At 45.6% G+C, this 15,735-nt stretch carries 16 protein-coding genes and 1 pseudogene; 8 read left to right on the top strand and 9 right to left on the bottom strand.

The genetic code is table 11. The features are described 5' to 3' along the window. Positions 1–282: hypothetical protein (locus tag Q0605_RS00070; RefSeq protein ID WP_298703163.1), on the bottom strand; the 282-nt coding region annotated here is incomplete at its 3' end. Between the two features lie 961 nt (positions 283–1,243). Between Q0605_RS00070 and Q0605_RS00075 the strand changes: the two genes are divergently transcribed. Then, the gene (locus Q0605_RS00075) at positions 1,244–1,420 is read left to right on the top strand and encodes a hypothetical protein (protein ID WP_298703165.1); all 177 of its coding nucleotides are present in this window, start codon (positions 1,244–1,246) and stop codon (positions 1,418–1,420) included. Positions 1,421–1,428: 8 nt separating this feature from the next. Here the strand turns inward: Q0605_RS00075 and Q0605_RS00080 are convergent, their stop codons facing one another. Continuing rightward, a complete protein-coding gene (locus Q0605_RS00080; protein WP_298703166.1) occupies positions 1,429–2,481 on the bottom strand; it encodes a HAMP domain-containing sensor histidine kinase in 1,053 nt (350 codons plus the stop codon). Beyond that, positions 2,478–3,158, bottom strand: coding sequence for a response regulator transcription factor (locus Q0605_RS00085; RefSeq protein WP_298703168.1), 681 nt, complete (start codon positions 3,156–3,158; stop codon positions 2,478–2,480). The genes Q0605_RS00080 and Q0605_RS00085 overlap by 4 nt, the downstream gene beginning before the upstream one ends. Before the next feature lie 98 nt (positions 3,159–3,256). Between Q0605_RS00085 and Q0605_RS00090 the strand changes: the two genes are divergently transcribed. From Q0605_RS00090 to Q0605_RS00120, 7 genes are all read left to right on the top strand, one after another. Then, positions 3,257–3,934 carry a CsgG/HfaB family protein gene (locus tag Q0605_RS00090; protein ID WP_297902493.1) on the top strand — a complete coding sequence of 226 codons (678 nt, stop codon included), beginning with the start codon at positions 3,257–3,259 and terminating at the stop codon, positions 3,932–3,934. Between the two features lie 9 nt (positions 3,935–3,943). Then, positions 3,944–4,438, top strand: coding sequence for a DUF4810 domain-containing protein (locus tag Q0605_RS00095; protein ID WP_298703171.1), 495 nt, complete (start codon positions 3,944–3,946; stop codon positions 4,436–4,438). After that, entirely contained in the window at positions 4,435–5,115 is a 681-nt protein-coding gene (locus Q0605_RS00100; RefSeq protein WP_298703173.1) for a DUF799 domain-containing protein, read from the top strand. The genes Q0605_RS00095 and Q0605_RS00100 overlap by 4 nt, the downstream gene beginning before the upstream one ends. 18 nt (positions 5,116–5,133) lie before the next feature. After that, on the top strand, positions 5,134–5,589 hold the full coding sequence (locus Q0605_RS00105; RefSeq protein WP_298703175.1) for a DIP1984 family protein: 456 nt from the start codon (positions 5,134–5,136) through the stop codon (positions 5,587–5,589). A 404-nt stretch (positions 5,590–5,993) separates the two neighbouring features. After that, a complete protein-coding gene (locus tag Q0605_RS00110; protein ID WP_298703177.1) occupies positions 5,994–6,416 on the top strand; it encodes a hypothetical protein in 423 nt (140 codons plus the stop codon). Next, positions 6,367–6,678 (top strand): tyrosine-protein phosphatase, encoded by a 312-nt coding sequence (locus Q0605_RS00115; RefSeq protein ID WP_298703179.1) that lies wholly within the window; start codon positions 6,367–6,369, stop codon positions 6,676–6,678. Before Q0605_RS00110 ends, Q0605_RS00115 begins: the two co-directional genes overlap by 50 nt. 542 nt (positions 6,679–7,220) lie before the next feature. Further along, the gene (locus tag Q0605_RS00120) at positions 7,221–7,898 is read left to right on the top strand and encodes an SMI1/KNR4 family protein (RefSeq protein ID WP_298703181.1); all 678 of its coding nucleotides are present in this window, start codon (positions 7,221–7,223) and stop codon (positions 7,896–7,898) included. Between the two features lie 1,478 nt (positions 7,899–9,376). Here the strand turns inward: Q0605_RS00120 and Q0605_RS00125 are convergent. The 6 genes and pseudogenes from Q0605_RS00125 to Q0605_RS00150 all read right to left on the bottom strand — a co-directional run. Beyond that, a complete protein-coding gene (locus Q0605_RS00125) occupies positions 9,377–9,904 on the bottom strand; it encodes an NAD(P)H-dependent oxidoreductase (RefSeq protein WP_298703183.1) in 528 nt (175 codons plus the stop codon). Positions 9,905–10,187: 283 nt separating this feature from the next. Next, positions 10,188–11,531, bottom strand: a complete 1,344-nt coding sequence (locus tag Q0605_RS00130) for an anaerobic C4-dicarboxylate transporter (RefSeq protein WP_291936921.1) — start codon at positions 11,529–11,531, stop codon at positions 10,188–10,190. Positions 11,532–11,817: 286 nt separating this feature from the next. Next, positions 11,818–13,224 (bottom strand): aspartate ammonia-lyase, encoded by a 1,407-nt coding sequence (locus tag Q0605_RS00135; protein WP_005870686.1) that lies wholly within the window; start codon positions 13,222–13,224, stop codon positions 11,818–11,820. Between the two features lie 315 nt (positions 13,225–13,539). Continuing rightward, positions 13,540–14,139: a DedA family protein gene (locus Q0605_RS00140; RefSeq protein WP_298703185.1), complete on the bottom strand. Its 600-nt coding sequence runs from the start codon at positions 14,137–14,139 to the stop codon at positions 13,540–13,542. A 234-nt stretch (positions 14,140–14,373) separates the two neighbouring features. Continuing rightward, the gene (locus tag Q0605_RS00145) at positions 14,374–15,198 is read right to left on the bottom strand and encodes a peptidylprolyl isomerase (protein WP_291936931.1); all 825 of its coding nucleotides are present in this window, start codon (positions 15,196–15,198) and stop codon (positions 14,374–14,376) included. 115 nt (positions 15,199–15,313) lie between these two features. Then, a pseudogene (locus tag Q0605_RS00150) lies at positions 15,314–15,610 on the bottom strand (MetQ/NlpA family ABC transporter substrate-binding protein); the annotation flags it as partial. Positions 15,611–15,735 lie beyond the last annotated feature (125 nt).

The following is a 15,735-nucleotide window of genomic DNA, read 5'->3' on the forward strand; positions in this document are numbered from 1 at the left end:
GCGCAAAATTTTAAGTGATTGGACTTTGGATGTTGCGTAGATGACGTGCGCACAAAGTATTATAAAAAAGGCGCCTGCGACAAAATCGAAAAATATGTAATAAGCAAATTCTCCAAATATCCCCAAATTATAGCCGCTTTCTAAAATTTTTTGATCTATGATATATAGCGTGCCGAATTTCGCCGCTAAAAATGCGACCGTAAGCAGGATCGGATGCAGCAGCGCTCTGCCTGCAAGCAGGTCCGCGCAAATGCGCCTCAGAAAATTTATCAATCTTTTCACGCTAGGCTCCTTTGAGATTTCGCCTCTTGCGGCGTCTTTTGTAAAATTTTCGCCGTCTTGGTTGAGTTTAAATTTGATCTTAGATCGGAATAAATTTTAGCTTGAGAGCTTTTAAAAATCGCTTAGCGGCAATAGTGTAAATTTGCGCGCCCGGGAGTGGGTTGCGTATTTAAAAATTTGCGCCGTTCAAATCATTTTCCTATCGTAAGCTGTTTTGCGAGCGGGCACATATTGCAAAAGGCGCGGACGAAATGAGGCGAAATAGGCTCGTTCGTCCGTTTGTAGTATCTGGGAATTTTATTGATTTAAGATCGCGCGGCTGGCTTGTCTACGGCGAGGTTGCGCGCAAAAACGGCTAGCAGCGGGACTTGCGTGTACGCAGTGAGCCGATTAAATTTTAGTTTAGATAGTTAGCGAGGATGCGCCTCTTTTCGCAGCGGATGCGAAGCGGGGCGCAAATTTCGTAAATTTTATAAATATTTCGGCGGATCGCCGAGCTCAAAGCGCAAAATTTACGCACCTATAATCACGGCTGATAAAAGCCCCCATAAAATGGCCTCTATCGCTAGCACTGAGTGAAGTACGGTCGTATTCATCGCTTCTCCTTTGTTTTTAATTTTATTTATTTGCAGACTCGGGCCGCTAGGGGCGTACCCGATCGATCTATGAGCGGGATTATATAAGATGATTGTGTTCTTAATGTGTCTTTTAAAAATTAGGATAAAATTTCTCCGTTCGTTGCAAAGCACGAGCGAGCGGCGGCAGGCTTTAGGCAAAATTCGGCCGTCTGCGTTAAGGCGCGGCAAATTTAAGCGAGCCTGCCGCCCGCCGTAATGCGCGGTAAAGTCGTAAAGGGCGGCAAAGTCGCAGCGCGCGGTAAATTTAAAGCAGAATTCCGACCTCGTCGCGGCGCGCGAGGCGTCCGCGGCAAATCGATATAAAATTTAAAGCAGAATTTTATGTGAATGCGGCGCGCGACACGCCCGCGCTTTTTTACGCCGTCAAAGCTTGCATCGGCGTAGCTTGCGCCGTCAGGGCCCATATCGTCAAAGCTTGCATCGGCGCGACTTGCGTCTGTGGGGCGAAATTTTACGACGAGCTACGAATTGCAAGACGCAGATCATCCGCACCGTCTTAATTTAAAATTTAAAGCGGAATTTTAACGCGCGCCTCGGTTCCGACGCCCGGTTCGCTTTCGTATTCGATCTGCCCGCCTAAAATATCGAGCGCTCTGCGTACGATGCTAAGCCCAAGCCCGCTGCCTAGCTCCTTATGCGATTCCTCGCACTGATAAAATCGGTCAAAAATTTTATCCAGCTTCTCGCGCGCGATGCCGATGCCCTCGTCTTTTAAGATCACCTGCGCAAAGCCATCGCAAGCGCGGCAACGGACGAAAATTTTACCGCCCTGGCGCGAGTACTTAAGCGCGTTTTCGATTAAATTTCGCCAAATTTGATTTAATAGCCCCGTGTTTGATCGCACGCTAAGCGGCGATAAATCTAGCTCAAACTCGTGCCCTTCGTAGCTTTGGCTCAGCGAGATGATGCATTGCCGCAGCTGCTCGTCAATACGTACCGCTTCATCTAGGCGCACCGCCGCGCCGCTATCAAGTCTCGTTAGCTTTAGCATGTCGCTGCAGAGCTTGCTTAGGCGATTTGCTTCCGCGCCGATCGAGGCTGCGTATCGCACCGCGCGCTCCTCGCTCACGCCGCCCTCTATCATCTCGCTTAACGCGGCGATCGAGGAGATCGGCGTTTTCATCTCGTGCGAGACGTTTGAGACGAACTCCTTTTGTAGCTGCTCGTGCTTTTGCAGCTTCTGCGCCATTTTATTGACGTTTACTACAAGCTCGTCCAGCTCGTGCATATAGAGGTAATCAGTGCGGCGCCTATGTATCTTGCGCTCGGCGCGCGCCTCAAAATCGCCGTTTGCGATCGCGGTAATCGCGCCTAGTAGCCGCTTGATCGGGCGGAATAAAATTTTAAGCCCGAAGTAAAGCAGGGTAAAATTTAACGCCATCGTGATTAAGCAGATGATCGCGCACAGCGCCACTCCGTCCCAAAACCCGCCGATCTTGCCGCCGATGCCTATGTAAAAAAGCATGCAAACCGCAAAGCAGACGATGAAATTTATCACGCCGAATGCGAGCGAAGAGTAAAACGCGATGAAGCTTTTGAGGCTGATGAGGTATTTTTTCACGCTCGCTCCTTTTTTACCGCTTTGTAGCCGAGCCCGCGCACGGTGATTATCTCAAAGTCCTTGGAGTTTTCAAATTTCGCCCGCAGCTTTTTGACGTGCGTATCGACGACGCGCTCGTCGCTGTCCGTTTCGTAACCCCAAATTTCGCTCATTATCTCAAATCTCGTAAAAATTCTGCCCGCGTAGCTTAGCAGCAAAAACAAAAGACGAAATTCCTTCGGCGCTAGGCTTATACGCTCGCCTTCGGTGCGGACGCTAAGCGTATCATAGTCAAGCTCGCTTCCGCCGATGAGAAGTCGCTTTTCGTTCGCGATCTTTGCGCGTCTTAGCAGCGCATGCACGCGCAGCACGAGCTCTTTTAAATTTATCGGCTTGCTCATATAATCGTCCGCGCCGCTTTTAAAGCCCGTCTGCATATCCTCGATCTCACTTTTTGCCGTTATAATCAGTATCGGCTGGCTCTTGCCGTCGCGCCTAACGTATCTGCTAAGCTCAAAGCCGTCCATCTTAGGCATCATCACGTCCGAGATGATCAGATCGAAGTGCGCCTCATCCAGCGCCTCTGCTGCCTGCTTGCCATCGAAGGCGCAGCTCACGCTAAAGCCCTCATCAAGCAGCTTTTCTCTTATCGCCGAGCTCAAAGCCTCATCGTCTTCGACCAGTAAAATATTAAGCATCATCGCTCCCGTTTTGCTAAATTTATGCGCTTAAATTTATACATAAAATTTTAAGAAACAATGAGATATTATACGTAAATTTTTTCAAGGAGTAAAGAATGAATTTCAAAAAAACCATATCGGCTGCCGTTATTGCAGCTTCGGTGCTGGCGCTATTTAGCGGATGCGCGAAAGAAAGCTCTCGCGTAGTGCAAACCCCTACGGTAGCGAGTCTAAATACCAATTACTCTGGCGAGCGGATCGCCGTGTCGGTAGGACGCTTTAACAACCAATCCTCTTACAACAACGGCGTGTTCTCCGACGGTGAGGATAGACTGGGCAATCAAGCGCAGACGATTTTGATCTCAAGCTTACAGCAAACGGGACGTTTCTCGGTGCTTGATCGCACGAATATGCGCGCTATCAAAGAGGAAAGCGCAATCTCCAAAAGCGCACAAAACTTAAAAGGCGCCAGATATGTTATCACCGGCGACGTGACTGAGTTTGGCCGCAAGACGACCGGAGATCATCAGCTATTTGGAATTTTAGGCAAGGGAAAGACCCAAACTGCGTATTCTAAAGTAAATTTAAACATCGTTGATGTTAGAACGTCCGAGGTGGTCTTTTCGACTCAGGGCGCGGGCGAGTACGAGCTGTCAAATCGCGAAGTGCTAGGTTTCGGCGGCACTGCGGGCTATGATTCGACGCTAAACGGCAAAGTGCTAAGCCTAGCGATCATCGAAGCGGTCAATAATCTCGTAAACGGCCTTGAAAACGGCGCGTTTAAAGTGAGATAAGGATTAAATTTGAAAGCGAGCAGCGCTCTTGCTCTTGTTGCTGCGGCCGTGATCTTTTGCGGCTGCGGCGGCGGGAGCCGGAATCAAATTTATTACTGGGACGGCAGCTACACGGACTCGACCTATCAGTATATAAAGCAGGAAGGCGACGTAGGCGAGCAGATCGAAGCGCTTGAAAAATCTATCCAAAAAGCATACGAAAAGGGACTCAAAGTCCCGCCGGGGCTTTATTCGCATCTGGGGCTTTTGTATCTAAGCGCGGGTAACGGCGCGAGGGCGAGAGAGAATTTCGATAAAGAAGCTCAGGCCTTCCCTGAATCAAAGCCGTTTTTGACCTTCGTTACAAACCCCGCCGCGCTTAAAAAAGCGGAGGCTGCGGCTAAGCCGGGCGCCGATAAAGCTCAAGGACCAAGCGGACGCGAAGCCGCCAAAACGGCCTCTGCAAAGCAAGGTAAAGCTGCCGCAAAGCAGGGCAGCAAAACGAATAAAAAGGCTAAAAAATGAAAAATAAAGCTCAAATAGCGATTTTTAGCGTATTCGTGGCGCTGTTTTTTAACGCGTGCGCTCTAAGCGAGCCTGAAATTTACGATTACTCGGCGCTTCAGCAGGCTAAGCCGCGATCGATTTTGGTGCTGATGCCGACAAACGAAACAACCGAAGTGGATGCAGGTGCTGCCGTGCTTGCCAACGCGATCTATCCGCTAAGCGAGGCGGGCTATTACGTATTTTCGCCTGCGCTCGTGCATGAGACCTTCAAAAATAACGGAATTTACGAAGCGAGCGAGATCCAAAACGTCTCTGCGCACAAGCTAAGACAGATTTTCGGCGCGGACGCCGTGCTGTATCTGAACGTCGTCAAATACGGCACTTCGTATATGCTTATCAAAAGCACGAACGTAGTGGCGGTCAATGCCAAACTTGTGGATTTGCGAAGCGGCGCGACGCTCTGGGAGGGCTCGGCGCAGGTAAGCGATGACTCAAGCAGGGGCAGTAACGATCTTGTAGGCATGCTGATCTCCGCTGTCATTAAGCAGGTTGGCGATACGATCACCGATGCGGGATACAAGCTCTCTGCGAGCGCAGATGCGATACTACTGGGCCAGAACTGCAACAAATGCTTGCTTTACGGCCCGTATTCACCGCACTACGGACAAGATCGACAACTTGGCGGCGGCAAATAAATTTTAAAAAGGACGAAAATGAAACTAGCCGAGGCGCTGATACTGCGCGCCGACATACAAAAACGCATCGAACAGTTAAAATCAAGGCTCGCAGATAACGCAAAGGTGCAAGAGGGAGAAAAGCCTAGCGAAGAGCCAAAGGCGTTGCTAGCCGAGCTGGATGCGCTCACGGGCGAGCTTGAGCGCCTGATAGTTCGGATAAATTTAACCAACTGCACCGCAAAAGCGGACGGCAAGAGCCTAACCGAGCTAATCGCCAAGCGCGACGTACTCACGCTAAAAGCGGGTGCATTGCGGGCTTTCGCGCAAGCTGCTGCGCAAAAAGTGGAGATTTATTCGCGCAGCGAGATTAAAATCCTAAGCACGGTCGACGTCGCGGCACTGCAAAAGCAGGTGGACGAGCTAGCAAAGCAGATAAGACAGCTAGACACGACGCTGCAAGGCGCGAACTGGCAGACCGATCTGATCGACTAAATCGTCAAATTTAGCGGCGAAATTTGAAAGAATTTCGTGAAAATTAAAATTTCGGGTAAGTATCGCAAGGGGCGAGTACAAAAAATTATGGCAGCGCTCGCGGAAACGGCGCACCCCTTTTACGATTTATTTTCAGTAAATTTACAAGGGCAATGTAACTACGCAATGTAACTACCGCGTACTGATCTAGCGATACCGAGGGCGGGAACGGGGAAATTTGAAACGAAATTTTGATTTTAACGGCGCGGCTTGCGGCCTTGCGGCAAAATTTAGCGGCGATTTTGGCGGGTTTGACGCTCAAATTTTGCGTTAAATTTAGGCGCGCTTGCCATTTTGCATTTTGACCTGTCTAGCGTCAAATTTTACAAAAATCATAAAATTTAGCCAAATTTAAAGGATGAAATTTGAAATTTAAAACCCTTGCACTAGCGGCTGTATTTTGCTTTGCGACCGGCGTAAATGCGGAGCTTGTGACAGAAGCGAATTCCATAAATTTTAGAAAAACGAGCGGCGCGGAACAAAATCTCGCAGACGCAAAAGACGCCAAATTTCAAAACGCGCATTCTAAAAATACAGATACCGCAGCGAGCGGTACAAACCCAAACTTATCACAAAAAGCAACCCTTATCGATGAAGCAAAAAATTTCTACCGCGTGGACGAGCGGCTATTTCGCAGCGCTCAGCTTGATGGAAGCTACGCCGCAAAGCTGCACGAGCTTGGCATCAAAAGCATCGTAAATCTGCGCCATTTTAGCAGAGGCGGCGACAAAAGGGCGTTTGGGGACCAATTTTGGCTCGCAAACAAGCCGCTTCAAAGCCAGGAGTAAGCCCGCGCAGATCGCGGACGTCTTGCGCACCATTCGCGAGCGCCAAAAGGAGGGCGCCGTGCTCGTGCACTGCTATCACGGAGCCGATCGCACGGGACTTGTGGTGGCGATGTACCGCGTGATCTATCAGGGCTGGAGCCTGGACGCCGCGCGCAGCGAGATGATAGATGACGGATACGGCTTTCACTCGATGTGGCAGGATATCGCGGGCTTTTTGACGCCGCAAAACGAAGCGCTCGTAAGAGCCGAGCTTGGAATTTAGACGAAATTTCGCCCGTTAGTCAGACGGCGGCAAAATTTGTAAATTTAATAATGACAAAGTGCCGTTTATAACGAAATTTTAGAATACGAGCTACGTATATTTTCTGGAGCGAGGCTCGGGATACACCAAAATGGGGGCGAAAAACGAGCTGCAAAGGCGCGCGGAGTTTGAGCAAAAATTTGAGGTATGCAAACAAAAGGCGCGGGAAATTTTAAATTTATAGATATCGCTAAAATTTTACTCTTTGCGGTGAGCTAAATTTAAAACCGTAAATTTCTGCAAAAAAGCAAAGAAACCTTAAAATAGTAAAATTTAGGTCGTAAAATTTTACGCATTTTTCTACTTAAAATTATCATACTTTTTTCAAATATGCGCTCGCGCCGCCGCGTGCGTATCGCAACGAAAATCAGCTAAATTTTAAAAGCCCGATTTACGCTTGCGGCGACGGGGCGCATAAAACGCCGCAGATATTTAGAAAATATCCGTAAATTTAGCCGAAACGCAGTAAAATTTGAGCGGCAAATTTAGCAAAAGGAGCGATCGTGGAAAATTTATTACTAGCGCAGCTGCGCGAGGCATTACCGCAGGGTATGCGCGTGCCGAGCGAGCTTGAGGCGCTTTATGCGTGGATCGAGGCAAACGGCTTTTATGACGACGCGGGCGGGCGCAGACGCGGCTATCTCTACCCGCAAGATCGGCTGCAGCAGAGCTGGAGCGACGATGAGCGCGAGGGCGGCACCGACATCGTATTTTCCACGGATGAGCCGAAAAATCGCGACGAGGAGCTAAGGTATTGGTTTTACGGCGAGGATCGCGAGCTTGCCGCGGAGATCAAGCAGCGGCTTTGCGTGTTCGCAGGCAGCGGCTCGGAGGGCTCGATGTGCGCGCTATGGCTGGACGATGCGGGCGAGACGAAGATCGTACATATGGGCTCCGGCTCGGGCTCGACGATGACCTGCGTTTTGGCTCGTAGCGGGCTTGATTTTTTGCGATTGCTTGCGATCGGATACGATGAAATCTGCTGGGACGAGGATTTTAGCGCGCCGCCAAACAGCGACGACTTTATCGTGCATCCAAACCTGAAATTTCAGCAGTGGGTAACACAGACGTTTAAAACGACGATCCCGCAAACTGCGCTTGAGCTCGTCACGCCCGCGCATTTGGACGACGAGAACCCGAGCGATGAGTTTTTGATCTGGGTAAATCGCGTCGCAGGATAAAATTTAAAGCGGCTTTTGCGCTGCTTAATGAAGTATTGCGGGGTTTGCTTTCACAGGAAACCTTGTGAAATTTAAGCTTTTGCTGGCTAATTTAAAGAGCGTAAATTTAATGGATATCTTTTTGTTAAAAATTGGCGGCGGTATCTATATAGAAAAGCATTAATCATCTATTGCTATTTCTGCTGCTCTTAAAATTTTTAATAAATCTACCTGATAGAATTTAACTCTTTACAATGTAGTGGCGAAATTTCGCAGTTATCTGAAATGCGGGTGCGATGTAAGTTGCCGCGTCTTTAGGAATCCAAATAAATTTAACTAAATTCCGCGTGGATGAGCTGATATACCAAACGTATGGAAGCCTTACCTTAGCAAAGAACTGATTGAGACTAAATTCTAAAGCAAAAAAACAAGACTAAAAGCTTTTCGGTAGTTTTGGTGATAGGTTGTCTTTAGGTGTCGTATCAGAAAAATTGTGACCGCAGCGACGTAGGCAGCGCGCGCAGAGCGAGAAAAACAGCGCGAGTATCTGTATCGGCGTAGCGCTTTTAGGCTTCATATGAAAGATCGCATCCAAACGATCCTGCTGTCAAATATCTACATAAATTACGGCAGATTTTTATCGAGGGCATGGGGGGGCGAGCTACAAGGTATATCCAGCGAATACGTCTTTGCAGCTAGCTGCGCGCAGGCATTTAAAAGACGGAAAGTAAAAGCGAACAGGTTGAAATCTGAAAGTATTAATAACTGCGCAATAGGTAAATTGCGCTCAGTGGCGAAGTAAGCGCAAACTTTTTGGCAGCTTTGAGCTGTTTGCACGCGCGTAGGGTGGTAGGCGCTACTTTACTTTAAATCTCTTTTTGGATCTTGGGTTTGCGCACGCAGAGCAGCAAGCACTAAGCAGCTCGGCGCGGAGGTATCGTATTTTGCACCGCTTTCGCAGTAACTCTCCTTGATACCTGCCAGCTGACGCACTTTCTAGCAAGATGAGTGATTGTTGTTTTGACATTGATGAGGATGAGCTTGGCGGGCTCATATACAGCGCATACAAGTCCGGTAGCGTTATAGTGAACGCGCGACTTTACACATTTAATTAATTTAGCGAAGGATTTGAGTTGAGTGCTGCGGCGAACGTGCATAGATTTTTAGCGCTTTGTGGAAATTTAAGACGAGTATTATTGCGAGCGGGTGCAAATTTTTAGGTAAAATTTTATGCTCATTGATTTTTATATGGCTGCACTAAAGCATACTTCATACGGCAATTTCGTATAAATTTTAACGTAAATTTTGCGCCATTAGGGAGGTGGAGTAAAATTTACGATCAAAAGGGTGGGAGATTATGTCAGCAGGCTGCGTGTGCAACGCAAAAATAGCGATCCAGGAAGCGTGCCAAGCAGAGCGGATGAAACGAGACGATCTTCATCCGCCACTTTTTAAAATAAAATTTCGCGACTAAAAAAGCGATTTTGCCTTTGTAAATTTTAAAATTTTGCTAAAAATTCTTCGTATTTTTCTACACTTTTTGCGATATATTCGCTATCTGGATGAAATGAAAATCCATAGCCAAAGTGGCACGGCAGCAGCTTGGCGCCTGTAAAATTCATCGCGCATTTAAAAGGCGTGATAACTTCCTCTATGTCAAATCCGATCGTGCCGTCTTTTTTATAGTTGTTTCGCTCATCGCCGATAGTGATCGCTAGGGCGAATTCTTTACCTTTTAGCTTGTCGCCGGTGCTGCCGTAAGCCCAGCCGTAGGCAAATACATCGTCGAACCATCGCTTTAAAAGCGGCGGATAGCTGTACCAATAAAGTGGAAACTGAATGATAATTTTATCGTGGCTTAAAAGTAACTCCTGCTCGCGCGCTACGTCTATTTTGCCGTTCGGATAAGCGGCGTAAATTTCGTGAATATCAAATTTATCAGCTTGCTTTTTGGCTACCTCGCGCCACGCCTTGTTTGCGTGCGAGCTTGCCATATCGGGATGAGCGATGATGATGAGATTTTTCATATTTTATCCTTGTTTTAAATTTCTTACATTATATGTTTTTTGGCTGAAATTTTGATTTATCATCTAGCATAATATGGGTATGAAATTTCAAATAAAATTTTACTTCCACTCAAATACTACCGGAAGACTTGTAGTTTTTTGCATGCGATTAGAAGTTAAATTTATAAGCAAATATGGCAGACCCCAAAATCGATAGAATTTTATCTATTAGATTGTATTAAAAATTTTAAATGGTATGAAAAATGCGCCGAAAAATTCGGCGCAAATGAAAGGAATACTAATCTTAGATTAGCGCAGGAGCTACTAAAAATCCTAGAGCGACCGAAAGCGCAACCATAATGGTTCCCGGAAGGAAGAATGAGTGGTTAAATACAAATTTACCGACTCTAGTCGTTCCGGTATCGTCCATAGCGATCGCGCCGAGCGTCGTAGGATAGGTAGGGAGCACGAACAAGCCTGAAACGGCTGCGAACGATGCGACTAAGATCCAAATTTGACCGGAATTTTCAGGGCTGGTCATTCCAAGCGCAGCGGCAACGGCAGGCATCATAACCTTTGTAGTCGCAGCTTGCGAGTATAGTAAGCAGCTTAGGAAATATAGCGCGACGGCTAGTACGAAAGGATACTGCGTAACAACGTTTTTAGCTACCTCTTTGATACTGTCGATGTGACCGTTTACGAAAGTAGTACCGAGCCATGCTATACCGATGACGCAGATGCACGCATTCATACCGCTTTGGAAAGTGCTGGTAGAGAGCAGTTTGCCCGTATCGATCTTGCACAAAACAGCGATAAGAAAGCCGATAGTTAGCATGAAGCTGATGATCGCGCTATCTCTTGAAAGGATCGGTTTTTCTACCAAGCCGACGCTCTTTGAGATCGCAAGCGCATAGCAAACGACGATCAAAACACCGACGGCAAATATCGCAACCGATCTTTTCGCGTAAGGCTTCGGCTCTTTATACTCCTCGGCTTTGATCTCGGCTACAAGACCTTTTGAAAGTCTCTCTTTGTAAACAGGGTCTTTTGAAAGATCGAGATCGTAGAATTTATTTACGATGAAAGCCGTGATGATCATAGCTACGAAGGTAGTAGAGATGCAGATAAACAAAAGCTTAGGATAGCTAACGCCTAGCTTCTCGCACAAGCCGCTCATGGCGACGAACGCCGCTGAAATAGGGCTCGCAGTGATCGCTACCTGAGATGAAACGACCGAGAGCGCAAGAGGAGCGGAAGGTTTGATGTTCTGCGTCTTTGCGACCTCGACGATAACCGGGATCATAGAAAATGCAGTATGTCCGGTGCCCGCAAGTATCGTAAGTAGATAGGTAACGATAGGCGCTAGGAAGTTGATCTGCTTAGGATTTTTCCTTAAAATTTTAGATGCTACCTGAACCAAATAATCAAGTCCGCCTGCGACTTGCAGCGCCGTAATCGCGGAGATTACCGATGCGATAATTAGGATAACGTCAATCGGGATATCCTTCATATCGACCTTCATACCCAAAATGGCTAGGACGACAACGCCCAAGCCGCCTGCATAACCGACGCCCATGCCGCCTAGCTTAACGCCTAGGTAGATGCCGCCTAGCAAAACGATAAATTGCAATATCACCATAAAGTCCATTGCAAAACTCCTTATAAAGTAATTTTTTTAACGGCGCGCAGAATTCTAAAGATTTCAGCAGGTAAAATCCGAATTATCTTTATAATTCAGTGGTTGGAATTCTATGCGGAATTTTATCCTAAAATTTCGCAAGTGAAATTTTACTCCACGGAAGCTAAATCTAACTTGATGAAATTCTGCATCTACGGAATTCTGCACGATCAATTTTATCTATTTAGAATTCTACTTTGCGGAATTTCGCCTATTAAATTAACCGACGAAATTCCGCGCCGCACCTAGTTTGAAACTATTTTTTGCTCATATGTGGGTTGAGCATAGATTTAGGCTCTAGGATCTTATCGATCTCCTCTTTTTTCAAATATCCGCGCTCTAGGCAGATTTCGCCGACGGATTTTCCGGTCTGAAGTGCCTCTTTGGCGATACTTGCGGATTTTTCGTAGCCGATGTATGGATTGAATGCAGTAACGATACCGACGGAATTTAACACCGATTTTAGGCAAGCTTCAGGGTTTGCTTTTAGATGTTTGATAGCTTTTTCAGCTAGTGTATTCATCGCATTTTCCAAAAGCACGATCGAGTTAAATAACGCATATGCGATGCCAGGCTCAAACGCATTAAGCTCGAATTCTCCGCGCTCAGAGCAAAGCATAATAGTCACGTCGTTACCGATTACCTCATAGCAAGCCTCGCCTACGACCTCAGCGATGACTGGATTTACTTTGCCCGGCATGATGGAGCTACCCGGTTGCATCTTAGGAAGCTCGATTTCGCCTAGTCCGCATCTAGGACCGGAGTTCATAAGACGTAGGTCGTTTGCGATTTTGCTTAGGCGGACGGCTGCTGTTTTTAACGCGCCGCTAACGTGGACGAAGTCCGCAGTGTCTTGTGTGGCGGCGATGAAGTCCTCCGCGGCTTTAAATTTAACGCCGGTGATCTCGCCCAGTTTTTTCTCGACTACGTTTTTGTAATCAGGGTGGCAGTTGATGCCCGTACCAATCGCCGTAGCGCCCATATTTAGGTAAGTCATCGACTCTCTAGCAGCTTTGATAAGCGCGATATCGGTTTTGATGTAGGTAGCAAAAGCGTTGAAAGTATTTCCAAGAGTAGTAGGGACGGCATCCTCAAGCTCTGTCCTTCCCATTTTGATGACATCTTTGTATTCTTTGGCTTTAACTTCAAGCTCTTTTTTCAAATTTTCCATAGCTTTTAATAGATCGGTTAGCTTGGCGTAAGCGGCGACTTTGATCGAGCTAGGATAGGTATCGTTGGTGCTTTGACCCAAATTTGTGTGGTCGTTTGGATGGAGGTATTGGTATTCGCCCTTTTTATGTCCCATGCTCTCTAAGGCAATGTTAGTAATGACCTCGTTGGTATTCATATTCGTTGAAGTTCCGGCGCCACCTTGGATCATATCGACTACGAATTGATCTCTGAACTCTCCTGCGATGAGCCTGTCGCAAGCTTTTGCAATCGCATCGGCTTTTTGTGCGTCTAGGACTCCGACCTCTTTATTGGCTAGCGCAGCTGCTTTTTTGATTTGTGCAAATGCCTTGATAAAAAACGGATAGTCTTTGAGCGCTCGTCCGCTTAGATGGAAGTTCTCTAGTGCCCTAAATGTTTGCACACCGTAGTAAAAATCGTCGGAAATTTCTAATTCTCCGATGAAATCGTGTTCTTTTCTGGTCTTTGCCATAATAAGTCCTTTCGTTGAAATTGTTAATGGAATTTTAAAGCTTTTAGTATTAAAAGCAGCTTAAAACGTAACGAAAAATTAAAATTTAGAAATTAGTATGATTGTTTAAGGCTTTAAATAGAATTTTACTTAAAAAATATTTTGGAATTCGCTACTAAGGCATAATTACACTTTAATAGAAATATCGTATTGCACGCAGATTATGAAAGTGAAATTATAAAAATTCTTGTTTAGCTTAAATTATAATTTGAAAAATTTGAACTTAAAGGCGATAAAATGGAATTTTTCATTGTATTTGTATTTACTGGCGTGAAACTATTTTTTGCGTTTTATAAAATAAATATATAGGAGCGAGATTATAATGACGACGGCGAACAGAGCGATCGTAATTAGATGCAGATCTTGCTTGATTAGCTCCTCGTTTTCGCCGATGAAATATCCCAAGCTCATTAGTATTAGTGTCCAAATCGCAGCTCCAAGCCCGGTAAATAGCACGAAGCGCGCGACATTCATCTTTGCAAGCCCCGCAGGAAGGCTGATGTATTGACGGATGCCAGGGATTAGGCGGCAGTTAAACGTTGAAATTTCGCCATGGCGGTTAAAAAACGCTTCGAATTTTGCAAATTTCTCCTCGGTGATGCCTACGTATTTGCCGTATTTAGCGATAATCTTATGTCCAAAAAAGTAGCATAGATAGTAATTAAACAGCGCGCCGGTGATGCTGCCGCCAAGCCCACAAACAAATGCTATAACAAAGCTCATCTGCGATTTTGAGGCCAGATAGCCCGCAGGGATCATCACGACTTCACTTGGGAAGGGAAAGAAGCTGCTTTCTAAAAACATCATCACAAAAATGCCAAGGTATCCCCAGCCCGCGACAAATTCTACGATAAAATTTACGATATTAGAAAGCATTTGAATTCCTTGATTTAATGTGAAAAACCGGCTGCGCTTAAAATTCCGCAAAATTTAACATCGACAGAGCGAATAAATTTAGAATTTAACAATCCGGCGATACAAGAGTGATCTTAAAATTTCACAAAATTTAGCGCATATAAAACAAAGGCGCGGGCTAAAATTTATCCCTACAAGTTACTGCCGCAGCGAACTTGCATATAAATTTAATAGCCTCGCGCCTTAAAATTAAAACTATTTTGCGTATTCGATGTTTAGTTTGCCGAATAGCTCATTAGCCTTGTCATCGATTTTTTTGTTTACTTTGCTTGGAAGTAGCTGATTTTTGATGAGATCTTTTACTTTTTCAAACGGCATAGTCTCAGCCTTTTTGCTGCTTTCTTTGTAGATTATATGATATCCGAATTGCGTCTTTACCGGCGTTTTGCTCATCTCACCATCTTTTAGCGCAAACGCCGCTTTTTCAAACTCCGGCACCATCATCCCTTTGCCAAAAGAGCCCAAATCGCCACCGTTTTCTTTCGCACTTGGATCGATTGAAATTTCTTTGGCTAGCTTATTAAATTCCTCTTTTAAATTCTCTTTTTTGACTTTTGATAGCTTCGCAATCGCGTTTTTAGCAGCCTTTTCGTCTGCTACTAAGATATGACTTGCGGTAACGGAATCTGGTTGCATGAAATTCTGTTTATTTTCATCATAAATTTTTTTAGCTTCCTCGTCGCTGATGCTTACGTCTTTAGCCTGTTCGCGTTGCCATAGATTAAATGCGATGCCATCTTTAGCAAGCTCTAGCTGATGCTTATATTCGTCGCTGTTTTCAATGCCTGATTTTTTCGCCTCTGCGATTAGAAGTTTGTATTTGATTAGATCGTCGATTAGTTTTTTCTTCTCATCGGCGGTTGGTTCCTGTCCGCCGTGCTGCATACCTTGAGCCAAAAACGGTGCAACATCCTCATCCGTAATAGTGATATTCGCGTCTTTTGCAGTAGCCAAAACGCCTGCATTAAGCGAAGATATAGCCATAGCGGCAACAAAGCTGAAAGATAAAATTCTTTTCATTATTTTTCCTTTATTCGGTAAATTTCGCGCAATTATAAAAAAAGATAGTAAACAAAATAGCGAATGCTAGCAAATTCGGCGCGAATCCTGCGCCGAATTTTAAAAAGAGGAGAAGTTAAAACGACGGGATGATTGCGCCTTTATATTGCGTCTCGATAAACTTTTTCACTTTCTCGCTTTGAATCGCTTTATCTAGCGCCTTGATTTTAGGGCTGTTTTCGTTGCCTTCTTTAACGCTAATGACGTTAGTGTAAGGGTTGCCCTCAGCCTTTTCTAAAAATAGCGAATCCTTGATTGGGTTTAAATTTGCATTAAAAGCAAAATTTGAGTTGATAACCGCAATATCGACATCGCCCAGGGTGCGTGGAAGCGCGGCGCCTTCAAGCTCTAAAATTTCTAAATTTTTATAGTTTATATTAAATAATATGGATAAAGGGAGGAAACTATGATACAAGCACTTCATTTTAAAAATGAAAAATCTGATAAATTTTGGTTTGTAGAAACACTTGATTGTGAAATGATGGTTAATTATGGAAA

The organism is uncultured Campylobacter sp., assembly GCF_938017705.1.
Taxonomy (GTDB): Bacteria; Campylobacterota; Campylobacteria; order Campylobacterales; family Campylobacteraceae; genus Campylobacter_B.

Coding starts and splice junctions, on each gene's coding strand:
- Q0605_RS00090 (WP_297902493.1), top strand. CDS start 3,257: ATGAATTTCAAAAAAACCATATCGGCTGCCGTTATTGCAGCTTCGGTG.
- Q0605_RS00100 (WP_298703173.1), top strand. CDS start 4,435: ATGAAAAATAAAGCTCAAATAGCGATTTTTAGCGTATTCGTGGCGCTG.
- Q0605_RS00145 (WP_291936931.1), bottom strand. CDS start 15,198: ATGAAAAGAATTTTATCTTTCAGCTTTGTTGCCGCTATGGCTATATCT.
- Q0605_RS00135 (WP_005870686.1), bottom strand. CDS start 13,224: ATGGCAAAGACCAGAAAAGAACACGATTTCATCGGAGAATTAGAAATT.
- Q0605_RS00085 (WP_298703168.1), bottom strand. CDS start 3,158: ATGCTTAATATTTTACTGGTCGAAGACGATGAGGCTTTGAGCTCGGCG.
- Q0605_RS00130 (WP_291936921.1), bottom strand. CDS start 11,531: ATGGACTTTATGGTGATATTGCAATTTATCGTTTTGCTAGGCGGCATC.
- Q0605_RS00140 (WP_298703185.1), bottom strand. CDS start 14,139: ATGCTTTCTAATATCGTAAATTTTATCGTAGAATTTGTCGCGGGCTGG.
- Q0605_RS00105 (WP_298703175.1), top strand. CDS start 5,134: ATGAAACTAGCCGAGGCGCTGATACTGCGCGCCGACATACAAAAACGC.
- Q0605_RS00125 (WP_298703183.1), bottom strand. CDS start 9,904: ATGAAAAATCTCATCATCATCGCTCATCCCGATATGGCAAGCTCGCAC.